This window comes from Brucella pseudogrignonensis, from assembly GCF_002252525.1.
Taxonomy (GTDB): domain Bacteria; phylum Pseudomonadota; class Alphaproteobacteria; order Rhizobiales; family Rhizobiaceae; genus Brucella; species Brucella pseudogrignonensis.
The window spans coordinates 22,310-43,816 of record NZ_NNRM01000043.1 but is presented as its reverse complement, the minus strand read 5'-3'; the positions used below and the strand labels follow the sequence as shown (position 1 = coordinate 43,816).

Here is a 21,507-nt window from a genome sequence, read left to right as displayed (position 1 = left end):
ATTTTTTCAGGCGATCGCCTTGCCAGAGCGATGCATGATCCGCCGAACGAGCAGATAATTTACGAGAAAGGATGCTGTGACTGCGGTTGCAAGCTGGAGCAAAATCAGCTTGTCACCGACCAAAAAGGAAAAACTGGTCAAGACCAGTGTGCGCGTGACTAAAGCTGCCAGCGTCGATATCAGCGTCTGGATGAGCCGCCTGCTCGAAAAGCGGCCATCGCCGCCGAAGGTCCAATGCTCATGAACGAAATACATGAGACCTGCAGCAATAAACAACGAAACAGTGCTGGCGACCAGAATGGCCAGCCCCAAAGAGTGAACAAGCACATAGGACAGCGCTACATCGAGAATCACGCCGCACAAGCTTGCGGCGAAGAAACGCTGGAACTCCAGGAAGCGCTTGCGATTGAACGTTGTCATTCCACCAACTCGAGCAAGTCATAAATGTTATCGATCTTGCTGCCGAGAACCGACCAAAGACCCGGCATGTCGTCGTGATGCTGCAAGAGTATCGGACGACCATCATCATGTTCGTTTTTGATTGGGACGGTCTTTACGTCGTAAAGCGATTCAATCCACTCGACATCACCAATGACCGGCATATAGCGCCGCGCATCGTTCACCATATGTTTCCAACGCGTCCCGGTCTTCAACTGCCCAACCATGTCGTAAGCACTGGACGGTGCGGTCTCGTCGGTCCAGTTATAGTGCGGCGTATAGCGTACGTGAGTAAGCGAATAGGCCTTGCGGGCCGGATATGGCATGGAAGAAAAATATGCCCCGTCCATAACGGTCACACCAAACGGCCTCAATGCCGGGGGGGGCTCGACCAAGGCAATCTCGACAAGTTCATGCTTGAGCGGCAACGGCTTCAGGCCGCTGGACTTCAGAAGTGCATTCAACTGTGCGTAGCCAACATTGAACACGCGTGCCGCCTGCGCTTTTTTCCCGGTGGCGAACTCAACAGTCAGGTGATCGCCTTGCGTGCGGACCGCATTCGCAAGGCAGTTGAACGCTATTGTAACGTCCGTCTTCTCGAGCTGCTGGAAAACACTGTCTCGCAGGATCGTATAGTCAAACGCATCCTCAGCGCATACGAATACATCTTCGATCAGGTCGGCATCGAACATCGCTCGCTGCGAAGGCGTTGCTTCCTGGATTGGCGCACGCATGGCTTTATACATGCCGTAGAAACGTTGCGCATTAACCTTGGTGCCATGCCTTGCTATGGCGTAGAGCATCTTGAAATCGGATACCAGTGCGTCGCTATAGTCCTCGATAAAGCGAGGTCTGTTATGGAACGACCGCAAAGCAGTCACGAAGCTGCGTGGATAATGAAAACCGGTATGCACCCGTGCCTGATTCACAGCAGATGCGCGTGACATTGCCTCCCCTGCCCGTTCGCTAAGCAGCACGCGATATCCGAGTCCAGACAGATGAACCGCCAGAACGCAGCCGTAGAAACCTGCTCCAACAATAATCACGTCATAGCTGCTGTCTATGGCATCGGCGCAAACTATATTCATGGATTATAGCGGCCAGCCAAAGTGTAGAAAATAATCTTCATCAGATCGACATTGCCGGCCATATTGATCTTGGTCGGGATAGGGCCATGATCTGGATAGGCGCGTGTGGTCGGAATTTCTTCCGTATTCAAGCCCAGTTGCGAGGCGCGAACCGTGAGATATGCCAGCAGCTCATAGGTCATGAAGATATCACGCAGCGGCTGAACCCGCGGATGCACCAGATAACGCCGACTATAAGCACGATAGCCCTGAGTCGTGTCGGTGTAACGACGACGAGCCGCAAGACTGAGGAGTGGGGCATGCAGCAGCTTGATCGCCAGTTCCCGCGAACGCGGAGTGTTGATAGCCTTGCCACCGGGGATGAAACGTGAAGCTTGGGCGTAGTCGATACCGCGATCCAGCGCATCAATGAACAGTGGAATGGACTCGACGGAATCCTTGCCATTGCCATCAATGGTAATAATACCCTCATAACCGCGCTCGAGCGCGTAAGCATAAGCCATGCGAAGCTGCGCCGACAGCTTGCCAGGTCCCCGCTTGGTCAAAAGCCCCGACACACCGTTGGCGAGCAACATATCGTGTTCGAGGGAACCATCTCTGGATCCCCCATCCGCGATGATTATGTCTGCGGCTTGAGCCTGACCAAGGCGATACATGTCGGCAAGCTGCTTGCCTATGCGCTCACCTTCATTGATCACGGGGATCACGATGCAATAGCGGGCCGTCCTCTGCGAAAACTCGACGAAATCATAGGCTGGAACACCTTCGCGCGCAGCAGAAGAAGCTGATGCAATGGTCGCTTGAATCAAGGCCGGAACTCCTTCGGCAAGTTTAGACGGGTTGACCATCAGCGTCGGCCGAAAGTTTTACGTCTTCGACGTTGAGAAGATTGGAACTCCTGAACAGATCGCCAATGGAACGATCCCCTACAACGCGAGGAGCGGTGCGGGCTTGCTGGAGTTCGAGCGCACGCGAAATGCCAAGGCACATCACTGCGGCGGCCGCGAGTTGTATGCAAGCCCAGGCGCTGATCATGGTAATTGTCGAGCTCCAGCCCTCCATGACATTCCAACCGATGATCCAGAGCAGGAACGGGTACATCATGGCAACGAGCGCGCCCAAAGAAAGCAACGCGCACAGAGCAGTGGCGAGACGCAGAAGGCGAACAGATGAGACCGCAATAAGATGCAGGACCAGTTCCAATCGCGCGATCAGGTGCTTGCCCGATCTGCGAACCGGAGGCAGTTCGACGGTAACGGTCTTCTGCCTGCGGATATGACGAACGGCCGTGAAGCGGATAAGATGCAACTGGGAAGGAATTTTTAGAAGATCACTTACGATCTGACGCCCCAGCGCAAGTGTACGATAGTAGCGTATGTCGACTTCGAAACCGGTAAGAAAGCGCATGACGGAAGCCACGATTCTCGCAAAAATCGAACCACTTCTGCGCTGCAAACGCACGAACTGTGCGCCAGCCCGAATGGGTGCAAGCAACATTTCAAGATCGACATATGGCAACTCGTCAGAGGAGGACAGGATCACCGTATCCCCGATAGCTTCCTGATAGCCATGGATAGCAAGATCATCGAAGTCACCACCGCCTTCGATCTGCAAAAGCCTCAATTGGGGCACTTCACGCCCTAACGCCTCCAGAACCTCATCTGCATAAATATCAGTATCATTAGTTATTAGTAATATTTCATAAAAGGCGTACCGATTTGAAATGAACTTAACAGAATCTAGAATAGACGTTTCCGTACCACGCAAATTAGGCGCAGCTACAATAATCAAACTTATCAAAGCGCCTGTTTCAAGCGCGTTGGCATCGAATCTCACATCTGTAAATTGTTTCACCGTCGTCGGCCCCGATAATTACCTCACATAAGGAGAGTTGTGCAATCTCCACAGGGCCACAGAGAAATATGCATGCCTTCCCCAAATGCCATTTGATTGCCCCATCGCTACTCTTACGAACATTAAATATGTTTGTAAAGCGCGAGTATCGGTAAATTACAGACAATCATGGAGTGCACCCCTGGATTGGGACCGGCGTTGTCACGTAGATTTTCGTCGACTGCTTTGCTGTAGTTGTTGCAGATGAACCAGATATCCCCGACGCATAGGAACCATCGTTTTGCCACTGAGATTTATCGCCCATGCGATTGGGCTCTACTATCGCTTACATGCCAGCTTAGGTGAAGTGGAAGATTTGATGTTGGAGCGTGGCGTTGTCGTCTCTTACGAGACGATACATCGGTGGTGCCGCAAGCATGGTGGCAACTACATAGGGCCATGTACACCGCAAGCCGCCTTAGCAGAACTGATAGCGCCATTTCGCGCGTTATTCTTTTGGCGAGCAAATCAGAACTACCACTGTGGTTTTCCGTTTAAGATTGCACAATCAAATTTACAATACTGGCCAAACGGTTAAATTCTATCTGGGGCTATAATTTCGCTAATAATTTCACAAGAAGCGAAGATACATTTTGTCGGTAAACCCTTGTTTTGCCTTTATTAATTTCCCCGGATACTCTCAGGCGTTCTCGCCGAGCCTAACGCTGATCCACAAGAACTATGCTACAACATCAAGAATCTAAGCCGGTCATGGAGTGCCTTTTTCCACTGAGGACTGCAGTTGCAATTTTAAAGGGAAAACGACACTAAATCTGCCCCGCTTACCCAATTTCACGCTGATTATCACCCGCACTCCGCGGGATAACCTGCTCAATAGATTACACAAATATCGCATACGAAATCAAATATAGCTTTGGCTTTCGTTACCGTGACGTTAACTATACGGGCTTATAATATCCGATAAGTATAGCTTATCGGATGTGATTGATTTGAAGCCGCAGATCAATAAATATTGGGGCAAGGCCGCGCCACAGAAAGCCCGCTTTCCGGCCCATCAGGGAGTCTTGACCTTGCCATCAACGTCCGTCACCGCCGTCGAACGGCGTGCCGAAACACTCGATACGATTGCCGCCGTTTTGCCGATGAACCGGCGCGACATGCTCGCGGAGATTTTGACGAATGAGGATGTCGAGACGCTGCGCCATCTGGTCAATGAAGGCATGGGCGAAAACACGCTGCGTGCGCTGACCTCGGATCTGGCCTATCTCGAAGCATGGTCAATGGCCGCAACCGGCAGCCCCCTCCCCTTTCCGGCGCCGGAAGCCCTGCTCCTGAAATTCGTTGCCCATCATCTCTGGCGGCCGCAGCAACGCGAGATTGAACCCGATCACGGCATGCCAGCCGACGTGGAAGAGGAATTGCGCCGACAAGGCTTTCTGCGCGTGTCGGGACCGCATGCACCGGCAACCGTGCGCCGCCGTCTTGCCAACTGGTCGACGCTGACCCGCTGGCGCGGCCTGGAGGGTGCGTTTTCATCGCCTTCCGTCAAATCGGCAATCCGGCTTGCGGTGCGCGCCCTGAACCGGCCGCGCAGCCGCAAGAGTGCCAATGCGATTACCGGCGATATTCTGGGCAAGCTGCTGGCAACCTGTTCCGGCGAGGATCTCACCGCCTTGCGTGATCGGGCCATCCTGATGGTGGCCTTTGCCTCCGGTGGCCGCCGACGCAGCGAAATAGCAGGCCTGCGCACAGAGCAACTCGTCAAACAGGCACCTGTCACCGATGAAGAAGGCTCTCCCCTCCCCTCGCTTGGCATCCATCTTGGCCGTACCAAAACCAGTGGCGTCGAACAGGATGAAATTGTTTATCTGACCGGACGTCCCGTCGATGCCCTCACCCGATGGCTGAAGGCAGCCAGGATCGACAAAGGCAACGTGTTTCGAAAAGTCGATCGATGGGGCAATGTTTCCACGCGGGCACTGGAACCCAGTGCCGTCAACGCCATCGTCAAGCGGCGCGCGCAAATGGCGGGTCTCGACCCTGCGGAATTTTCTGCCCATGGTCTGCGCTCCGGCTATCTCACCGAAGCCGCCAATCGTGGCATTCCCCTCCCCGAAGCCATGGAGCAATCCCGTCATCGCTCCGTGCAACAGGCATCAGACTATTACAACAATGCCAAACGGCGCAGTGGACGAGCGTCACGGCTGCTGTGAGGCATGTGCCGACCAAGGGCATTGGAACCCATACATCAATTAAGTTTGCCCATATCATTCAGGATCAGACATATTCTGCTTCAATTCAGAGAATTTTGCAGCCATTGTCGGATTCCCGCGTGTCAAGCGACGTGAAGAATTGACCGACAGGTCCTCGGCTTTATTATTTGCAAGCCGCAAATTGTTGGCTGATTTGTGAAGCGCTTCTTTCGTTTTTTCCAGATCCTTGATCGCTTCATCGATGCGTCTGACTGCTTCCTCAAAACCGTCCGAAGCCAGACGCCAGTTTCTCCCAAATGCTGTTTTAAAATCTTCAAGTTGGGCTTCAAAGTTGGTGATGTCTACGTTTGCGCTCTCACCAGCGCCAGCTCTGTCTTGTATTTAAGCGAATTTATCGCCGCATCACGCAGCAGCGTAATTATTGGGATAAAGAATTGTGGTCTGACAACATACATTTTCGGAAAACGATGGGATACGTCTACAATCCCTGTATTATAAAGTTTGCTCTCAGGCTCCAGCAGTGAAACCAGCACCGCATACTCACAGCCCTTAGCGCTACGATCCTTGTCTAGCTCTTTGAAAAAGTCTTCATTCCTCTTCTTTGTGACCGTGTCCTCGTTCTCGTTCTTCATCTCGAACATGATCAAACAATTTCAGAACCTGCATCGTCCACGTCACGAAAGATAAATCGCCCTTACTGCCGTTGCGCGCGTCGTTATTCTTCTCAAAATAAGCGCGGGGAAATGCAGTGGCGCGAATGCGGTCGAACTCAGTTGCGCAATGCTGTTCCAGCGTCTCACCGATCATTTTTGTCGATAGCTTCGCCTTCATATCACTCAGACGCTCAATAGCCTCGTCGCGATCCTTAAGCTGCGTTTCGTACTTGTCCTTGAGGGCAGTTTCAGCAAGTTGCTTTTCAAGTGCGACACGATCAAGACCGTTCTCAACTCGTCTCGCTCTTTCTCAACTACGAGGACACCTTCGGTCACGGCGATCTTCTGTGAAAGCTCACCCGCATCTAGCCTGGCCTTAAGACGCTCAATCTCAGCGTCCTTAATAGAAGCTGCTTTATGTAGTTCGGCATTAAGCTTCGCCTCGGCGAGTTTTGACGCAGCCTCCTGCTCTCGTCTGGCAGTTTCCAGGTCGTGCAGAAGGGTATCACGTTCTTTTTCCACGACACTTAAGGCCTCGGCTACCGCGAGTTTGTGCGACTTCGCTAGATTCGAGCCTCGCCTTCAGTTTCTGAATTTCAGTATCCCTGGCTGCAGCAGCTTTCTGCAGTTCACTGCTAACCTTGGCCTGTGCAAGCTCGACCGCGTTCCGCTTGTTCTGTTCAGCCAACTCCAGACGCTCATGCAGTTGCTTGTCGAAATCACTATCGCGAACCTGTTTCAGGATATCTGCATAACCTGCTTCATCAATCTTGAATGCCTTGTTGCAATGCGGGCAGATGATTTCATGCATATTTATTTCGTTTGGCCTTAGCGCCAACCTGTCAGAGGATCTCGTTGCCCATGATCCAGAGCCACCTTTGACCTTCCCTTGCGGTCGTAGAATAAAAGTCATCGATCCTTGCACCATTCACGGCAGGTTGGGAGTAACCAGCACGACGGTTGGAAAGTATGTCCGGTAACGTCCGACATCTCGTGTCAAAAGTGGAATTTTTTGTACTGCAGCATGTGCACCAATGAAAAAATCGGGCAGCACACCAGTTCGCGAGCCGCCTGCCCTTCGATATCGGGTAAAGACTTTGCCTGCCAGAAAAAGTGCCTCTCTGGGAAAAGATGTAATTTGAAGACCGGCCGTTTCAATAAATTGGTCCAGTTCCTCTATTCGCTCGTAACGAACTGAAAGTTCTGCGTAGATCACATCATTAATAAGCAATGGCCCCGTCAAACTTGCGGTTTCGAGTTGTCCAATCGACCATTCCGCCCACTGTGGATCATCTGTCACAAGATCCAGAAGAACATTTGTGTCAACGAGCGTCACTTTTCACCGCGTGTCAGCGCCATAATTGCATCTGTATCGAGCCCCTTGCCAGCGTGACCACGCAGCTTCTGGAAGCGATTTAATGTTTTTGGCGCATCAGCCTTAACAAGAAATACGTTTCCATCAGAAGTTCGATGAAAATCCACTCTGGTCCCAGGCCTGATCCCAAGCAATTCACGAACTGCTTTTGGGATCGTGACCTGGCCCTTCGATGTCACTGTCGTTGTCATTGCCGCACCTATGTAATACCAGATTTTGATAAGGTAATACCATCGTGGTGCGATTTCAAGCGCCATGTAAACCACGCAACTTCTTGCATAGTCTCTGAATCCGCACACAATCCGTGAAAATCGTAATGCGTGGAAGCGCAGGGCCGCTCCACATTCCAGGTCGAAAGGTAACGACCCTGATCTATTCAAGCAGATAGCCAAGGGACCGATATCCTGTGCGACGTTTTGCTGCCATAGGCTCGCAGACGTTCTGACCGACCAAGATGTCGAGACGCTTCGCCATCTGGTCAATGAAGGCAGGGGAAAAACACCCTGCGTGCCCTGACTTCGGACCTGGCCTATCTCGAGGCATGGGCTTTTGCCGCAACCTGTGGTCCCCTCCCCTTGGGGGGTCCGTGTTACCGGCGTGCAAACGCCAGGGTGCGTCTGCAAAAGCCAGTAAGCTCCTGATCGTTGATGACGGCTGTTTGCCAAGCCGCGTTGCTATCGTGGTGGAAACGATTACCGTAGTCTTTAAGCGCTTCCAGTTCTGTGATGTCGGCCTGTGATAAAATCTCATCTGCAGTTCCAACGCGCTGCCGGCAAAGTCCCAGGAAGGGACCGAGCAAAGTCTCCGGGGGATAGTGCGCTGGGAAGGCGACACGCATGAAAGCCTCCAGGATCGGGCGTAGTGCTTGCGCCGCCTCGCGTTCGGTCTGCGGGCTGCCGTTTGCAATATAGTCGCTGACGAGGGCATGCCTACGGTCATGTTCGGTGACCGCGTCCTGCGTCACGTCCCAGGCGGACAGGGTTGATCCGGCACCCTGCCGGGCGATCCGGATGGCAGTACGGCTTGCAGCCCGGTCGGCGCCATTCCAGACACCAAGAAGGAACGGCTTGGAGTGCGAAAGCACGATCATCTGGCTGACGCGATCGTGGAGCGCCCGCATTTCGTGGACGGTGGTCAAGGAGCGGTGCTCATCGAGGCTCGTCATGGGGTCGTCGATCACGACGATCTTGTCGGCGAGCGACGGGTCGCGATCGAGCGAAGCAAAGAAGAACGCGAGCGCCAGCGTGTTACGATCGCCGGCACTCAGGGTGTTGTGGAAAGACGGGCCGGTTCCCGTCAGTGCGACCGAGGCGTTGTTTATCACAACGTTATAATTGGCCGACGAACCACTACGGCTGTTGACCGAAGCAACAGCGCCGATGCGGAACCCCGCATTGAATCGTTGGAGGTAGACGTTGATGGCCGTCTGGTAGGCCGGAAAGACTCTCTGGCGATACTGGTCGAGCGCATCACGGGCATTGTCGCGCAGCGTCTCTGTTGCGGTTTTAGCCTGCTTTTCGGCCAGATAGGCCGTGCAGAGATCCGTCGCAGGTTGTGTATGGCGTGTTCGCACTAGAACAAGCCGCTGCAAGTCGGCCGTGAGGGCTGCAAGGTTGGCGCCCGCCGCACGCTCCTTGACGATGGCGATATTTGCGTTGGCGGCCTGCAGGCCTCCGGAGAGCGCCTCGATATCGCGACGCGCGGCTTCATAGGCATCGATCGCAGCCTGCGCCTCAGCCGAAAGCGCCGACGGCTCAAGGGGGGAAGCCTGCTTGCTCCGCAGCGCAGCCACAACAGCGGTGCGCGCCGCGTTCCAGACGCGGGCAATTGCCGCTGTATCAACCCCGATCGCAGGGACGTCCTGTGTAAAGCGCGTCCAGAACTCGCTGGTCTGCGCGGCGGTGCGGATACCGCGCTCGAATGCGGCCGGGATGTCGCCGGCATGGGCGGTGTTGACGCCCGATATCGCGGTAGCGATGTCCGTCTTTAGCGTCTGATATTCGGCGCTGAAATACGCCTGGTAATGTGCAATGAGCGGCGAACCTCTTAGATCTTGGGCACAAAACGGACAGACCTCGTGATCTTCACCGGCCGAAGCCGGTCCGATGCGGCTCATCCCCTGGTTGACCCAAGCTTCGCCGCCCTGGCCGAGCACGCCGAAATGCGCCTGAACCTGGGCGGCGGCAGCGGCTTCCAGAGCGGGCAGATTCCGCGCGAGCAGGCTGTTGATCGCAACCGCGTCGAATGCCGGCAGGCTCACGAGCTGGAACGCGTCCTGGCGCTGGACCGCGTCGGCAGCCCGCGCAGCAGCCAATTGACGTTCCGCCTCTTCAATCTTGCCGTCCACCCGCGCATCGGCCTGGAGTGCACAGAACGCATCGGCCGTCAGCGCCCCGCGCATGGCTGCAGGAATGGCGTCGGTCCGTTCCTTCAGCGTCCGGTTATGCTGTTCTATCGCGGCGATATGCTGAAGCACCGTCGCATTGAGCTGTACCCCCTGCCCGCCGAGGATTAGTTCATGCAGGTTCTGGCGATGGGCCGTTTCGATCTCGATGCCGGAGCAGACATTTTGCGCCACAAAGGCATCGTCGAAGACCGCAATATGCGGAAGCGGCTGGCTCCAGGCACCGTTTTGAAACATGTGAGGTGCCATGCCCTGCCGGGCCACGATGATATGTGGCGGATGTTGCGCTCCGAGGCGCTGTCGCTCGCTGACTAGATCCGCATCACCCGAGCTGAGCGACCGAAGGATGGTTGCCAGCGTCGTCTTGCCTCGGCCATTCTCCGCGTATATGAGCGTCAGCTTGCCGAACGGCAGCTGCGTTCCCGTGGCGACATTGTCAAACTGCCCGACATTGCGCAAAAGTTGAATTCGATCGACCGTCATATCCCCCCCGAAGTTGCATGCAATGTGCGCCACTCACGTAGTTTATTTCAAGCAAAATCGCTTGCTTAGTCTGCATTACATTGAAGCTCGCAGTGTCGCTATCAAGCAGCACGCTATTTGCAAGCGCGTTGTGGCCGAGTTCTTGAGCTTTTTTTCGCTGAGCGGATGTCAAGGCTTTCCAGATCCGATGCACATTGCGCGATGGCATCGCGCCGAGATCCGTGACGTTGCTTGCTTTGCCGAAGCGCACCTTAAAAAACGACGGATCATGATCCATGGCGTTAGCTGTTGCTGTTCTTGACTATTCGTCTGCATTTAACTTTGTGACGTTTCGCTCCCAGACAAAACCAATCTCAGTAATTTTTGTCCGCCGACAAAAGTAGGAAAATATTACTTTAAATCAATATGATAACGGACCGGAGCGTGAGCTATAGACCCCGCGAAGGCGTTAACTTATTATTAACTTTAAATTTGTTGCAGATCCCTAAGAATCGGACATAATAACGGTTAGTTTGGCCATTCTGTCCAAAAATCGTTTTTATGGAAATCAATGGGTAATGAACGAGATCTCGCTCAAAAAGCCGAAAGCCACGCTTAAATTCGAAAAACACATCCTCGATCAAGGGGATCAAATTTCGAAGAAGTTGCATTTGCTCAGCGTTCAGAACTTCCCAGATTCTGGAAAAAAGACACTTCGTTCATTCTCTCTTGCAGAAGCATCACAATATATAGGTGTAAGCCAGAGTCACCTTAAGAAACTTCATTTGGAAGGCAAAGGCCCCGCTCCTGAAACTTCGCCGTCGGGTCGGCGATCGTACACCGCTGAGCAGATGCATGACATTCGCCAGTATCTTGATCAAAACGGTCGATCGGAAACACGTAATTACGTCCCGCACAGAAAGCCAGGCGAACATCTTCAGGTCATAGCGGTCGTTAACTTCAAAGGCGGCTCTGGGAAAACTACAACTACCGCCCATCTGGCCCAACATCTGGCTCTTACTGGTCATCGCGTCTTGGCAATCGACCTCGATCCTCAAGCCTCGCTTTCGTCACTGCACGGGTTTCAACCGGAGTTGGATCAGGTCCCTTCAATCTATGACGCGATCCGATATGATGAGGAGCAAAAGCCGCTCTCTGAAATTATTCAGAACACCAACTTTCCTGGACTGGACATCGTTCCTGCAAATTTGGAATTGCAGGAATTCGAATATGATACCCCCCTCGCAATGAGTGACCGCAATTCGAATGCTGGTAAATCATTCTTTACCCGCATCTCGAAAGCCCTCGAAGAAGTTGACGATCAATACGACATCGTCGTCATTGATTGCCCTCCACAGCTTGGCTACCTGACTATAACGGCGCTCACGTCAGCCACGGCAGTTCTTATCACGATACATCCCCAGATGCTGGATGTGATGTCGATGGGCCAGTTCCTCCTGATGCTTGGCAATATTCTCGAGCCTATCCGCGCTGCCGGCGCAGAGGTAAATCTGGAATGGTATCGCTACCTTGTAACAAGATACGAGCCAACAGATCAGCCACAGGCTCAGATGGTGGCTTTTTTGCAGACATTGTTTGGCGAGTTTATCCTCAAGAACCAGATGGTCAAATCAACCGCTGTCTCAGATGCAGGGATCACAAAGCAAACGCTCTATGAGGTCGAAAAAAGCACGATGACACGTTCCACCTATGAACGTGCAATTGAATCATTAGATGCCGTCAATGGCGAAATTGAAGGCCTTATCCACGAATCTTGGGGCAGATGAGTTTGTCTGCTGACAAATTCAGCATTTATGATTGCAAATTCAGTGAGATAAGCGATTACGGAGATTGAAATGGCTAGGAAAAATCTTCTGGCGGGACTTACGGAGTCAACCGAAGAGCCAGTGACGTCCAATTATCGGATCGGTGGCGCATCCAAATCCATGATCCGTTCTGTTAATGAGCTTGCACGTCAAGCTGACGCTTTCCTTGAAGGCGAGCAAGTCGTCGACCTCGATCCAAATGTTATAGACAGTTCTTTTGTATCTGATCGTCTTGGTACTGATGGTGAAGAATATCAGCAGCTTCTTCAAGCTATCCAGGAACGGGGACAGGACAGTCCTATACTCGTTCGTCCTCATCCAAGCATAGATGGTCGTTTTATGATCGTCTTTGGTCATCGTCGTGTAAAGGTAGCCCGCGAGCTCGGACGCAATGTTCGAGCAGTTGTAAAGGCACTTGACGACAAAACACATATTATCGCGCAAGGACAAGAGAATTCGGCTCGAGCAAATCTCAGTTTCATTGAGAAAGCTCTTTTCGCAAAAAATCTTGAGACACTCGGATATGACCGTGAAACAATCTCCTCCGCACTAGCAGCTAATGCGGCAGCGGTTTCCAAGATGATTTCCGTAACGTCCCGTATTTCGCCGCAACTCGTCAACATTATAGGGTCAGCTCCTGGGGTAGGGCGCGAACGCTGGCTTGAACTAAGCCTTCTAGTCGAACGTAAGGCCGCTGCAATTTCCGAAATCGTAACTTCAGACGATTTTGGTTCAATAGATAGCGACGAGCGTTTCAATCGGGTCTTCACTGCGGCGAATGCCAAAGGCAAGCCGGTCAAAAAGGAACGAACCACACCAACGGCAAAGTCGTGGGGATCTAGCGAATTTGCCATTACGATGAGTCAAAAGCCGAAACAGGTCGATTTCTCTTTCAAAAGCGAGAAAGCTAGACCGTTCGGCGATTGGTTATCCGAGCGACTTGAAATCCTCTTTGAGGAATTCAAGCAATCAGAAACCAAGAATGGAGATTGAGCCGCAAAAGAAAAAGGCCCCCAAACGTTGCCGTCGTGGAAGCCCTTCTCGATGTTTTAGCAGACTGAGAATCGCATTTCCCCGAATCGGTGTCAAGAGTCATAAGCGTCATTTTGGCGGGTGGATTTCTTTTGCCGTTTGAAAGGTGAGAGGGAATGCAAATTCTGGGAACTGTCACGTCCGTGTTTCGCGGGCGAAGGAATAGTTTCGCCCAAAATCCTGAACTGCAGAATAAGCAGGGCAGGGGGGTAAACAGATGGGTGATTTACAAACAGCTCTGTGTGGCCAAGTCAGCACTCGATCTCAATGATCGCTGCCTTGCTGTGCTCAGTTCGCTTTTGTCATTTCTCCCTGACGACGACATGAATGAGAAAACCGGCCTCGTCGTTTTTCCATCCAATCGCCAACTATCGCTGCGTGCCCACGGCATGCCTGAATCAACGCTACGCCGTCACCTGGCTTCATTGGTTGAGGCCGGGATCATTGCGCGCAAAGATAGCCCAACCCGCAAGCGTTATGCGCATAAGGACAGGGAAGGGGGCGTTGAACTTGCCTTCGGCTTTTCCTTTGCGCCCTTGCTTGATCGCGCATCTGAGATTGCCGGTATCGCAGATAAAATCCTTGCGGAGCAAAAAGCCTTGAAACGGCTTCGCGATGAAGTGTCCGTCATGCGCAGAGAGATCGCTTCGGCTTTTTCAGAAAACGCGGATGGGTCCGGTGACTTTATTGAGGGTCTTGAAGGGCTATTTGTTCGCTTCCGTGACGTTGTAGACGCTATTCCTCGCCGAGCATCCCTCGATGAGCTGATGATTATCAAAGCCAATCTGACAGCCATATACGATGAATTGGTTATCGCTTTGAAAAACATGGCAATTGTTCCAGAAATGAGCGGCAGCGTCGCTCAATTTGAGCGGCAGCATAATGAATCCCTGCCAGAATCCCTTTTTAAATCTCAAAATAACAAAAAGATTGATTTGAAGGCGTCTTCTTCGGAAACGACGGTTCCTGAGAGCCTCGAAGACGAGAACCGCATTCGGGTTTCACCTTCCATTTCGCTCGATCAAGTGCTGCGAACATGTCCGGATATTCGCGAATATGGAGCGCACGGCATCAGCACATGGCGAGAGCTTCAAGATGCTTCACAGATCGTTTCCGGCTTCCTTGGCATTAGCAAGTCTGCCTATCGCGAAGCACTAAGCTTCATGGGAGTAGAAGCGGCATCGACGGCCATTGCCTGGATCCTGCAGAAGCTGGCGACCATCAGTTCACCAGGCGGTTATTTGCGATCTCTTGCCCAAAAGGCGAGGGCAGGGGGCTTCTCCATCAGCCAGCTTTTGTTTTCTGGGATGAAAGGTAATGGAAGTCTGGCATCGGCAGGATCGCAATGAATTCCGACACACAGGGACAGTCATTGAACAACAACAATCCTTGAAGTGTCACGCTTGGTGTTATATATATAGTCAGGGTAGATGACGGTGCAGATTCTGAAGAACGCCTGGTTCGAGCGGTTTGCTCGAAAGCAGAGGATTACGGACGTCGCCTTGATAGAAGCGGTGCGTCGTGCCGAGCGCGGTCAGATAGACGCCGATCTTGGTGGCGGTGTCATTAAGCAACGAGTCGCCCGGGCAGGACAGGGAAAGTCGGGTGGGTTTCGCACGATCATTCTATATAGGTAGGAGCGGCGGGCATTTTTCGTGTTCGGCTTTGCAAAGAATGAGCAGGCCAACATTGATGACGATGAAGAAGTTCAATTCAAGAAGATGGCAAAGGAACTTCTTGCGTTATCAAAAGAGCAAATGGAGCTGCTGATCGAGAGAGGACGTTTTTCGGAGGTTGACGATGGTGAAGAAATATAAGAGCGAAGCAATGGCGGCCATCCACGAAACTATGGAGGGCCTGTTTGAAGTCGGCGCGATCGACAAGCAGACTATGCGAGAATTTGATGATGTCTGCCTGACCGCGATTGAGCCGCTTACCCCGGAAGAGATCCGCTCCATCCGGGAGCGTGAACATATATCGCAGCCCGTCTTTGCTCGTTATCTCAATGTGAGCAAGGGTCTGGTGTCAGATTGGGAGCGTGGAGTGAAGAAGCCCGGAGGGCCGGCACTACGGTTATTGACGGTTGTTCAGAAAAAAGGGCTAGAAGCGATTGCCTGATTGCGAAAAAGCAATCAGACGGGCGGGCCAATTTATGATCGTTTATTCCGTGAACACCACCAGGACGCCGGTTTTGACGATTCTTGCGAGTTCTTCTGCATCCCAGTTTGTAAGACGCACGCAGCCATGGCTCGATGTTTTGCCGATGCGTGAAGGGTCAGGCGTGCCATGAATACCGTAAGTGGGTTTGGAAAGCGCAATCCATACCGTACCGACGGGACCGTTTGGCCCAGGCGGAATGGTCAGAACGCCTTCATTGGCTCCCTGTTTGAAGTTGATCCTGGGATTGTATGTATAATTGGGATTGATCGCTATTCGTTTGACCTGAACCGTGCCCGAAGGAGAAGGAGTGTCCGAAGAGCCGATCGTTGACGGGTAGGCTACCTTCAGCTTTCCATCTGAACCATAGCCCCGAACCTGTTTGCGACCTTTATCTGCTATGATATGGGCAATCGGCGTGCGTTTGGCTTTGCCGAGATTGGGAACTTTGATGATCGAGCCTGGTTGATTGAAATTCACCCCTGGATTGATCTCTTTGAGGAAACCCTCATCGATTTGAAACCGCTCGGCAAGCATTTCCGTGACTGAGGTATAAGCCATTGCTGGCAATTGGGCTTTCAAAGCGTAGTCAGCGGGGATTTCTGCAACAAACTGCCTGCCAACATCTTCATTTGTGATGAGGTAATCCTTGAAAGCTGGTCCGCCGGTATTCTCCAGTTCGGTCTGAACCGCTGCGGGATCGGCTGGATTGATAAATCTACCCGTGATTTCGCCAAAAGCCGCAGCAGCCTTGTCGACATTGCTGCCGGAACGCCCATCGATTGCGCCGGGCGACGCGCCAGCCCTGTTCAACATGATCTGATAGGCTGCAATCTGTTCTTTGGAATCAACGCCTCTTGGCATTTCTATCGCGGGTGCCATGTCGTCGGCGGTTGGAACATAAGTCGATGAAGTTTCCTGACGAGTTGGTTGTGTGCGATTGATGCTGCCAGTGGTCATCTGGTCCAGTTCGGCTTTGATCGGTGCAGTTGACCCCACTAATGCGGGCGGTCGGATATCTTTTACCTGCAAAAGCAGTCCATTGATCGAGCGGTCAATTGAGGAAGACGGCATAAAATGGCGTCGGTGCTGGTCGAAAGATTGCCGCTATTCAATTGCTGTGATCCGTAATCCGAAGCCGCTATTTTTGCTCGACTTGCGCTATGAGGGCGCCAGCCTGCTTGGAATATCGACCGATACCGTACGCGCAAAGGCTCAAGCCGCAGGTAGACGATTAAGTCAGGAAATCTACGACCAAACCGAATTCGACGGCATCATTTATATGTCTCGCATTACAAACAAGGAATGCGTCGCTGTTTACGACAGGGCAGTCCACCTCAATCTCGAGACCGACGCCCCAGCCTTAAACTTGACGAGGTTATCAAGCTTGACCGATATTTTTGAGAAGTTGTTCGTCACTTTAATCGTAGAACCATAACATCCGACATTCAAACCGGCCAGACGCCCCAGCGATTTAGGCAGTTGCCGTCCCCCGCAATTCTGAAAACTGAAGTGGTAAGCGGCTATGCTGCCGTCAGCGGTAGTTGGTTCGAATAAAATACATGAAGTTGTGACGGCTGTTACGTTGTTCCATGGAACGGGCAATCTCGACTGCGATGGCGTTGAATTCAGGTTATGAGTTTGGCATCGACCTGGCTCTGCAGGTTGGAGAGTGTTCTAACCACGGGGAGCAGATCACGCAGCAAGCTATGCGGAAGATTTGCCAAGAGTTTCGCAAGTTCCACGCGTTCTTTGGCTTCCTCCTCACTATTGCCCCACAAATGAGGCGCTGCTTCATAAAGCATATCGATGGGTATAACGCCGAGCACTTCGCAGATATGAATCATGCGAGTGACATGAAGCTTTGAAAATGCCCGTTCATATCGGCCATAAACCGGTGTCGAAAGCCCTATTAGAGGGGCAAAGTCGGCTTGTTTGAGGCGCGCCTGTTCACGCGCTTCGCGGAGGTACTTCGCAAGCCGATGATCGATTTCTTCAAACGTACTTATCCCGTTAAAACCAGGACGCCTAAAGATTGGCTTATCGATTTCAGGATCATTGGTTTTTTCCAAGGAATGCTCGTTTGAGTAATCTAGTGACTCACTTTTCACTTTCAACTCCCTCGTTTTCAGCGCCATCACGGTGATCGCTAAGAGATGCTCCGTTATAATAGCATTTCAGAAAAGTGATTTATTCTTCTTTTCATATCAATCTTCATGGCCGGGAGCGACGTCTTTTCCGCCTCTAATGCGAAAACAGGTGTAGACGGTTCAGTGTTCAAACTGACGTTTACCGTCGTGTGCAAGTTCCATCCAAACCACCCGACAATCGTGATATTCTGCGGTTCGCTGACCCGCGTGAGCGAAGCCTACATTTTTCAAGCAGATTGGGCTGGACACCGTGTCCATATTATTGCGAGAAGTTCATGAATCTTCGTATCTTGGTGCGCTGACGACGGCTAGGCAATTCGCTAAAGTCGTAGCGGAAGTTCCGAACATCCCACAACTCAGCTAAAGTTGGCCAATCTTTCAAAAATCGCAGTACCCTATGGGCCGCGATTAAATTAAAAGGAAAGATTCCGACGGACGAATGGCCGCAATTCAGACGTAAAACTTCAGGTCTACGAGCACCTTTTTCTAACACATCAACTACCCGATCCGAAAGATTTGGACATACGATCGTATCGTCTTTTCCTAACACAAACATTATATTCAGGTGAGGTCGTGTTAGCCTTGAAAGATGATTTTCAAGATCGATTAGACCCCAAGCGCTTTTCAATTCGTCTAAAGACATTGCTGGCTCGATACGGCTACGCAGCCCTCTTAAAGTTTCCGCAGTCCATACCAGTTCGGCGGGTTTAGCTGGCGATACCATCAGGACTGCCTTACGCACTTTTTCTTCGTGCGCAGCGATGAGACCTGCAACCAAGCCACCTATACACATCCCTACCACGGAGATTTTATAGTATCCCTGCTTACCGAGCCAACGTACAAGTTTGCGGCCATCCAGAACCGCCTGGCGCATCGAACGGATGGTAAGGTTTATATCGGCATTCAAAAGCTTTTCTTCGGAGAAGTCGTCAGAACCACGCCTGAAGTGATACGGAAGGGTAGCCTCGACAACGGTGATACCCCTAGCTGCGAAAAATTTTGCGAATGCGGAATAACGATTGCGTGCGTACCAATGATGAAAGACAACGATAGCGTGTTCTTTCGTTCCGCTGTCAGTTATCTCGCATTCAAATATATTATTCTCTTCCTCTTCAGTCGTGATGTCAGATTGGAAAACAACCTGGTCTGTGCTTTCGCTTAGTGGTTCAGGCGGCAAAATAGGAGAGAAAAATGCCTGCGCGTTGAAATTTTCATCGAGCTCTAACTCTATGCTGTCGACGCTTTTTGCTTCTTTCTTGTGAACTGCGAATGTCAATGAGCTATCATACTTAAACTTTATAGACCTGTGTTCGATGAGCTTTTGACGTTGTAATGATTTTATAATGTGCTTGCGATCATGTCTGCGTGCTAAATAGCGAAACATATGTTCCTCCTGTTATCACAGCGTTAAATGGATCGACCTTTTTGCCGATAATGATTTAGTCAAAATAATCATGCTTTTAACTCTCGCTGCGCGCCTCTCGTCCAAGGGGTCGTGAACCGCTCAGTGACCGTCATACAGTCCTCTGAATTCAGCATCGGCATAATATGCGATCTTGTTGGCGACGATCGGCCGTTGGCCTGCGAGGAAGAGCAGTTCGAGATGTGGCTGAAGATTGCGGACCTCATCGGGGGTGAGCAAGGCACGCGCTGTATGGTGTTGGGCGTGAGAAATACCAGACTGTTGTGAATCGAGTGCCCGGCTCATGGTCTGGAAAACCACGGTTTCCTGTCCGAGCAAATCGGAGACGAATTGGGCGCTGTCGTGATCGTTGACACCGAAGACTTGCAGGACGCCAGCATTCGATAGAAAGGTGCCAGCGCGCTTTCCGTAGGTGGCGCGAAGCTGGTGAATGTCCTGCAGGATGGGCCAGAGCTGGACACCGTAGCCTGCCATAAGCCCCATTGCGCGTTCCACCGGTGCCAGGTGGCCAAGGGCTGCGAACTCATCCAACAGATAGAGAACCGGGGTAACCGGTTTGGCTTGATCCCGGGCCATGTCGGTCAGGCTTTGCGCGACGAGCAAGCGCAGCCAGCGAGAGTAGGTGGCGAGCCGATCGGGGGGAAGGACGAGAAACACCGAGATATTGCGGTGCTTGAGATCAGCAAAGCGAAAATCAGATCTGGCGAGGATCGTAGCCATGCGTGGACTGTCGAGAAAATGGGTATGACGCTGCGCGGCGGAAAGTACGCCAGCACCTTCCCGATCGGATTTACCAAAATGGCGGTTTGCGGCGCGGGCAATCAAACCAGCTGACGCTGTTGAGGCCTGCATTTCTTTCAGGAGGGCTACGAAAGCTTCAGGGGGGAGGGTGAGATAGTCTCGCAGGGTGGCGAGGTTTCGCCTGTCGCGCGGCTCGCTGGCGACAATATGAAGGATCAAACCGGCAATGAGTGCTTTCGCTTCCTCATTCCAGTGCGCATCCCCACTCATGCCCGGTTCATCGAATACGAGGGCGTCGGCTAGCGTGGTTGCATCTTCTGCGACATCGAGCCCTGTGGGATCGAGATTGTCGAGTGGATTGAAGGCAGCGGAGGGCTGACCGGTAACACCGAAGGGATCGAGGACATGAACGGGGCCAAATTGCTGTCGGGCGCGGACGGTGACCTTGGCGTTTTCGCCCTTTGGATCGATACAGATTACAGATCGATCGGTGATGAGCAGGTTCGGGATAATTGTTCCCACGCCCTTACCGGTACGCGTCGGTGCCATTGTGAGCAGATGGGCCGGGCCTTCATAGCGAAGCAGTTTTGCGGACTTCGGGTCGCGGCCGATGAGCAGACCGGAATCGGTGCGGGTGCGGGCAGCGGTTTCCTTATCGGTGGCGAAGCGGGCAGACCCGTGGGTTTCGCCGTCAGGATCCCCGAAATGATTAATTAGCGGATTGGTGATGAGGCGGAACAAGAGGAGAAGTACGAATGCTGTAAAGGCAGTATTTCCCACATACCAGAGCGTATCACCGCGGTCGATATTGAGAGAACGCATCGCATATTCCAGGATGAAAGCGAACACAAAAACGACAACGAAATAGAAGATGCCTACCTGAAAGATCGTTCTTCCAAAACGGAATGGAACAGAAAGAAGGGAAACCAATGCCCACAGCGGATCTCGCGCAGCAGCACGCAGCATGTTCCTGAACGCTGCGCATGCAAGTGTCGCCTGATTCATTAACCCGCTCCTTCGTTGCTTGCACGGTTGGACGTTTTCCCGATCAGATCAGCAAACAGTATCCTGTCGGCTTCGCGCGTCAGAAACACGGGCAGCTCATTCTTCAGCCATTCTTTCAGGCGTTGGGAAAGTTCCTCATCGTTTCCGCTTTCAACGCGATGCAGCACTAGCGCGCCAAGCAGCACCTTTCGGCGTGTATCGTTGGCGCGCTCCTGTTTCGATAGTCTGGCTTTCAAAGCGGAACGCTGCGCATCCAGCTGGGCCAGACGTTCTTCGATGGATTTGCGTGCCACACTTCTACTCCCTTAGAATCTCATTGAGCTTGGAATAGTTTCCCTTACTACGGCTTTCGCCAACTTCATGTAGCGGCAATGGCTACGAACTTACGGCAGAAAGTGTGGATCATCGGCTGTGGCGGCATTTCATGCCGTGTACTGGTCGCCGGAAAGATGATCCTGAGAATCTCATTATTACTTTGAAAACTGTCGCCATAACGTTGTCAACCGCCTGCGTGCATCCAGCTGGGATATCCGAGCTCACAGATACACGTCCCTCAGCCGTTTGAATGCGGATCTCTCATTGGTGTATTCGGTCATTTAAAACCGCCCTCATTGTTGCGAGGTTTTGATCTGAGCAGCGACGTTCACCCTGCTTCATCGCCAATCCAAAACTTCGGTCATTGCAGC

Annotated in this window: 21 protein-coding genes and 4 pseudogenes; 8 read left to right on the top strand and 17 right to left on the bottom strand. The window is 52.2% G+C overall.

The features are described from left to right. Window positions 1-6: 6 nt before the first annotated feature. Genes CEV34_RS19775 through CEV34_RS19760 form a run of 4 tightly spaced genes read right to left on the bottom strand, consistent with a single transcriptional unit; the run spans window position 7 to window position 3,158 of the window. Entirely contained in the window at window positions 7-420 is a 414-nt protein-coding gene (locus CEV34_RS19775) for a GtrA family protein (protein WP_094544336.1), read from the bottom strand. Further along, on the bottom strand, window positions 417-1,526 hold the full coding sequence (locus tag CEV34_RS19770; RefSeq protein ID WP_094544335.1) for an FAD-dependent oxidoreductase: 1,110 nt from the start codon (window positions 1,524-1,526) through the stop codon (window positions 417-419). Before CEV34_RS19770 ends, CEV34_RS19775 begins: the two co-directional genes overlap by 4 nt. Continuing rightward, complete coding sequence (locus CEV34_RS19765; RefSeq protein ID WP_094544334.1) at window positions 1,523-2,335, bottom strand: glycosyltransferase family 2 protein; 813 nt, start codon at window positions 2,333-2,335, stop codon at window positions 1,523-1,525. The genes CEV34_RS19770 and CEV34_RS19765 overlap by 4 nt, the downstream gene beginning before the upstream one ends. 22 nt (window positions 2,336-2,357) lie before the next feature. Then, window positions 2,358-3,158 (bottom strand): glucosyl transferase, encoded by an 801-nt coding sequence (locus CEV34_RS19760; RefSeq protein WP_235819124.1) that lies wholly within the window; start codon window positions 3,156-3,158, stop codon window positions 2,358-2,360. A gap of 1,364 nt (window positions 3,159-4,522) precedes the next feature. On the opposite strand from CEV34_RS19760, the gene CEV34_RS19755 reads away from it, so the two are divergent. Continuing rightward, entirely contained in the window at window positions 4,523-5,593 is a 1,071-nt protein-coding gene (locus CEV34_RS19755) for a site-specific integrase (RefSeq protein WP_094574561.1), read from the top strand. Window positions 5,594-5,647: 54 nt separating this feature from the next. Here CEV34_RS19755 and CEV34_RS27670 read toward each other — a convergent pair. From CEV34_RS27670 to CEV34_RS19740, 6 genes and pseudogenes are all read right to left on the bottom strand, one after another. Further along, window positions 5,648-6,225, bottom strand: a pseudogene (locus tag CEV34_RS27670) (DUF2130 domain-containing protein). After that, on the bottom strand, window positions 6,182-6,433 hold the full coding sequence (locus CEV34_RS27665; protein WP_328589891.1) for a DUF2130 domain-containing protein: 252 nt from the start codon (window positions 6,431-6,433) through the stop codon (window positions 6,182-6,184). Before CEV34_RS27665 ends, CEV34_RS27670 begins: the two are co-directional and overlap by 44 nt. Then, complete coding sequence (locus CEV34_RS27660; RefSeq protein WP_235819123.1) at window positions 6,430-6,768, bottom strand: hypothetical protein; 339 nt, start codon at window positions 6,766-6,768, stop codon at window positions 6,430-6,432. Before CEV34_RS27660 ends, CEV34_RS27665 begins: the two co-directional genes overlap by 4 nt. Continuing rightward, window positions 6,752-7,057 carry a hypothetical protein gene (locus CEV34_RS27655; protein WP_235819122.1) on the bottom strand — a complete coding sequence of 102 codons (306 nt, stop codon included), beginning with the start codon at window positions 7,055-7,057 and terminating at the stop codon, window positions 6,752-6,754. Before CEV34_RS27655 ends, CEV34_RS27660 begins: the two co-directional genes overlap by 17 nt. Before the next feature lie 117 nt (window positions 7,058-7,174). Continuing rightward, window positions 7,175-7,582, bottom strand: coding sequence for a type II toxin-antitoxin system VapC family toxin (locus CEV34_RS19745; protein ID WP_094515334.1), 408 nt, complete (start codon window positions 7,580-7,582; stop codon window positions 7,175-7,177). Then, window positions 7,579-7,812, bottom strand: a complete 234-nt coding sequence (locus CEV34_RS19740) for an AbrB/MazE/SpoVT family DNA-binding domain-containing protein (protein WP_094515408.1) — start codon at window positions 7,810-7,812, stop codon at window positions 7,579-7,581. Before CEV34_RS19740 ends, CEV34_RS19745 begins: the two co-directional genes overlap by 4 nt. 235 nt (window positions 7,813-8,047) lie before the next feature. Between CEV34_RS19740 and CEV34_RS27420 the strand changes: the two are divergent. Next, window positions 8,048-8,208: pseudogene (locus CEV34_RS27420) on the top strand (integrase); the annotation flags it as partial. A gap of 2 nt (window positions 8,209-8,210) precedes the next feature. Here CEV34_RS27420 and CEV34_RS19730 read toward each other — a convergent pair. Both CEV34_RS19730 and CEV34_RS19725 read right to left on the bottom strand, forming a co-directional pair. Beyond that, a complete protein-coding gene (locus CEV34_RS19730; RefSeq protein ID WP_094544333.1) occupies window positions 8,211-10,508 on the bottom strand; it encodes an AAA family ATPase in 2,298 nt (765 codons plus the stop codon). Beyond that, the gene (locus CEV34_RS19725) at window positions 10,462-10,785 is read right to left on the bottom strand and encodes a hypothetical protein (protein WP_094544332.1); all 324 of its coding nucleotides are present in this window, start codon (window positions 10,783-10,785) and stop codon (window positions 10,462-10,464) included. The genes CEV34_RS19730 and CEV34_RS19725 overlap by 47 nt, the downstream gene beginning before the upstream one ends. Window positions 10,786-11,065: 280 nt before the next feature. Between CEV34_RS19725 and repA the strand changes: the two genes are divergently transcribed. From repA to CEV34_RS19700, 5 genes and pseudogenes are all read left to right on the top strand, one after another. Next, window positions 11,066-12,274, top strand: coding sequence for a plasmid partitioning protein RepA (gene repA, locus CEV34_RS19720; RefSeq protein WP_094515336.1), 1,209 nt, complete (start codon window positions 11,066-11,068; stop codon window positions 12,272-12,274). Window positions 12,275-12,343: 69 nt separating this feature from the next. Further along, a complete protein-coding gene (repB, locus tag CEV34_RS19715; RefSeq protein WP_094515337.1) occupies window positions 12,344-13,306 on the top strand; it encodes a plasmid partitioning protein RepB in 963 nt (320 codons plus the stop codon). Between the two features lie 155 nt (window positions 13,307-13,461). Further along, a complete protein-coding gene (repC, locus tag CEV34_RS19710) occupies window positions 13,462-14,694 on the top strand; it encodes a plasmid replication protein RepC (RefSeq protein ID WP_094544331.1) in 1,233 nt (410 codons plus the stop codon). An 81-nt stretch (window positions 14,695-14,775) separates the two neighbouring features. Then, window positions 14,776-15,162: pseudogene (locus CEV34_RS19705) on the top strand (type II toxin-antitoxin system RelE/ParE family toxin). After that, window positions 15,146-15,463, top strand: coding sequence for a helix-turn-helix domain-containing protein (locus CEV34_RS19700; protein ID WP_094515339.1), 318 nt, complete (start codon window positions 15,146-15,148; stop codon window positions 15,461-15,463). The pseudogene CEV34_RS19705 and the gene CEV34_RS19700 overlap by 17 nt, the downstream one beginning before the upstream one ends. 42 nt (window positions 15,464-15,505) lie before the next feature. Here the strand turns inward: CEV34_RS19700 and CEV34_RS19695 are convergent. Next, window positions 15,506-16,402, bottom strand: a pseudogene (locus CEV34_RS19695) (L,D-transpeptidase); the annotation flags it as partial. A 43-nt stretch (window positions 16,403-16,445) separates the two neighbouring features. Between CEV34_RS19695 and CEV34_RS19690 the strand changes: the two are divergent. After that, window positions 16,446-16,940 (top strand): hypothetical protein, encoded by a 495-nt coding sequence (locus tag CEV34_RS19690; protein ID WP_235819121.1) that lies wholly within the window; start codon window positions 16,446-16,448, stop codon window positions 16,938-16,940. Window positions 16,941-17,130: 190 nt separating this feature from the next. Here CEV34_RS19690 and CEV34_RS19685 read toward each other — a convergent pair whose 3' ends face one another. From CEV34_RS19685 to CEV34_RS19670, 4 genes are all read right to left on the bottom strand, one after another. Beyond that, on the bottom strand, window positions 17,131-17,640 hold the full coding sequence (locus CEV34_RS19685) for a helix-turn-helix domain-containing protein (RefSeq protein ID WP_094515344.1): 510 nt from the start codon (window positions 17,638-17,640) through the stop codon (window positions 17,131-17,133). A 271-nt stretch (window positions 17,641-17,911) separates the two neighbouring features. Then, the gene (locus CEV34_RS19680; RefSeq protein WP_094515345.1) at window positions 17,912-19,036 is read right to left on the bottom strand and encodes an alpha/beta hydrolase family protein; all 1,125 of its coding nucleotides are present in this window, start codon (window positions 19,034-19,036) and stop codon (window positions 17,912-17,914) included. Between the two features lie 120 nt (window positions 19,037-19,156). Beyond that, on the bottom strand, window positions 19,157-20,821 hold the full coding sequence (locus tag CEV34_RS19675; RefSeq protein ID WP_094544330.1) for a type IV secretory system conjugative DNA transfer family protein: 1,665 nt from the start codon (window positions 20,819-20,821) through the stop codon (window positions 19,157-19,159). After that, the gene (locus CEV34_RS19670; RefSeq protein WP_094544329.1) at window positions 20,821-21,114 is read right to left on the bottom strand and encodes a mobilization protein; all 294 of its coding nucleotides are present in this window, start codon (window positions 21,112-21,114) and stop codon (window positions 20,821-20,823) included. Before CEV34_RS19670 ends, CEV34_RS19675 begins: the two co-directional genes overlap by 1 nt. Between the last annotated feature and the right edge of the window lie 393 nt (window positions 21,115-21,507).

Bases quoted from the DNA above. Each gene is read 5' to 3' on its own strand.
- CEV34_RS19775 (WP_094544336.1), bottom strand. From the start codon at position 420: ATGACAACGTTCAATCGCAAGCGCTTCCTGGAGTTCCAGCGTTTCTTC.
- CEV34_RS19675 (WP_094544330.1), bottom strand. From the start codon at position 20,821: ATGAATCAGGCGACACTTGCATGCGCAGCGTTCAGGAACATGCTGCGT.
- CEV34_RS19770 (WP_094544335.1), bottom strand. From the start codon at position 1,526: ATGAATATAGTTTGCGCCGATGCCATAGACAGCAGCTATGACGTGATT.
- CEV34_RS19740 (WP_094515408.1), bottom strand. From the start codon at position 7,812: ATGACAACGACAGTGACATCGAAGGGCCAGGTCACGATCCCAAAAGCA.
- CEV34_RS19680 (WP_094515345.1), bottom strand. From the start codon at position 19,036: ATGTTTCGCTATTTAGCACGCAGACATGATCGCAAGCACATTATAAAA.
- CEV34_RS19725 (WP_094544332.1), bottom strand. From the start codon at position 10,785: ATGGATCATGATCCGTCGTTTTTTAAGGTGCGCTTCGGCAAAGCAAGC.
- CEV34_RS19755 (WP_094574561.1), top strand. From the start codon at position 4,523: ATGAACCGGCGCGACATGCTCGCGGAGATTTTGACGAATGAGGATGTC.
- CEV34_RS27655 (WP_235819122.1), bottom strand. From the start codon at position 7,057: ATGCATGAAATCATCTGCCCGCATTGCAACAAGGCATTCAAGATTGAT.
- CEV34_RS19685 (WP_094515344.1), bottom strand. From the start codon at position 17,640: ATGGCGCTGAAAACGAGGGAGTTGAAAGTGAAAAGTGAGTCACTAGAT.
- CEV34_RS19690 (WP_235819121.1), top strand. From the start codon at position 16,446: ATGCTGCCAGTGGTCATCTGGTCCAGTTCGGCTTTGATCGGTGCAGTT.
- repC (WP_094544331.1), top strand. From the start codon at position 13,462: ATGCAAATTCTGGGAACTGTCACGTCCGTGTTTCGCGGGCGAAGGAAT.
- CEV34_RS19700 (WP_094515339.1), top strand. From the start codon at position 15,146: ATGGTGAAGAAATATAAGAGCGAAGCAATGGCGGCCATCCACGAAACT.
- repA (WP_094515336.1), top strand. From the start codon at position 11,066: ATGAACGAGATCTCGCTCAAAAAGCCGAAAGCCACGCTTAAATTCGAA.
- repB (WP_094515337.1), top strand. From the start codon at position 12,344: ATGGCTAGGAAAAATCTTCTGGCGGGACTTACGGAGTCAACCGAAGAG.
- CEV34_RS19730 (WP_094544333.1), bottom strand. From the start codon at position 10,508: ATGACGGTCGATCGAATTCAACTTTTGCGCAATGTCGGGCAGTTTGAC.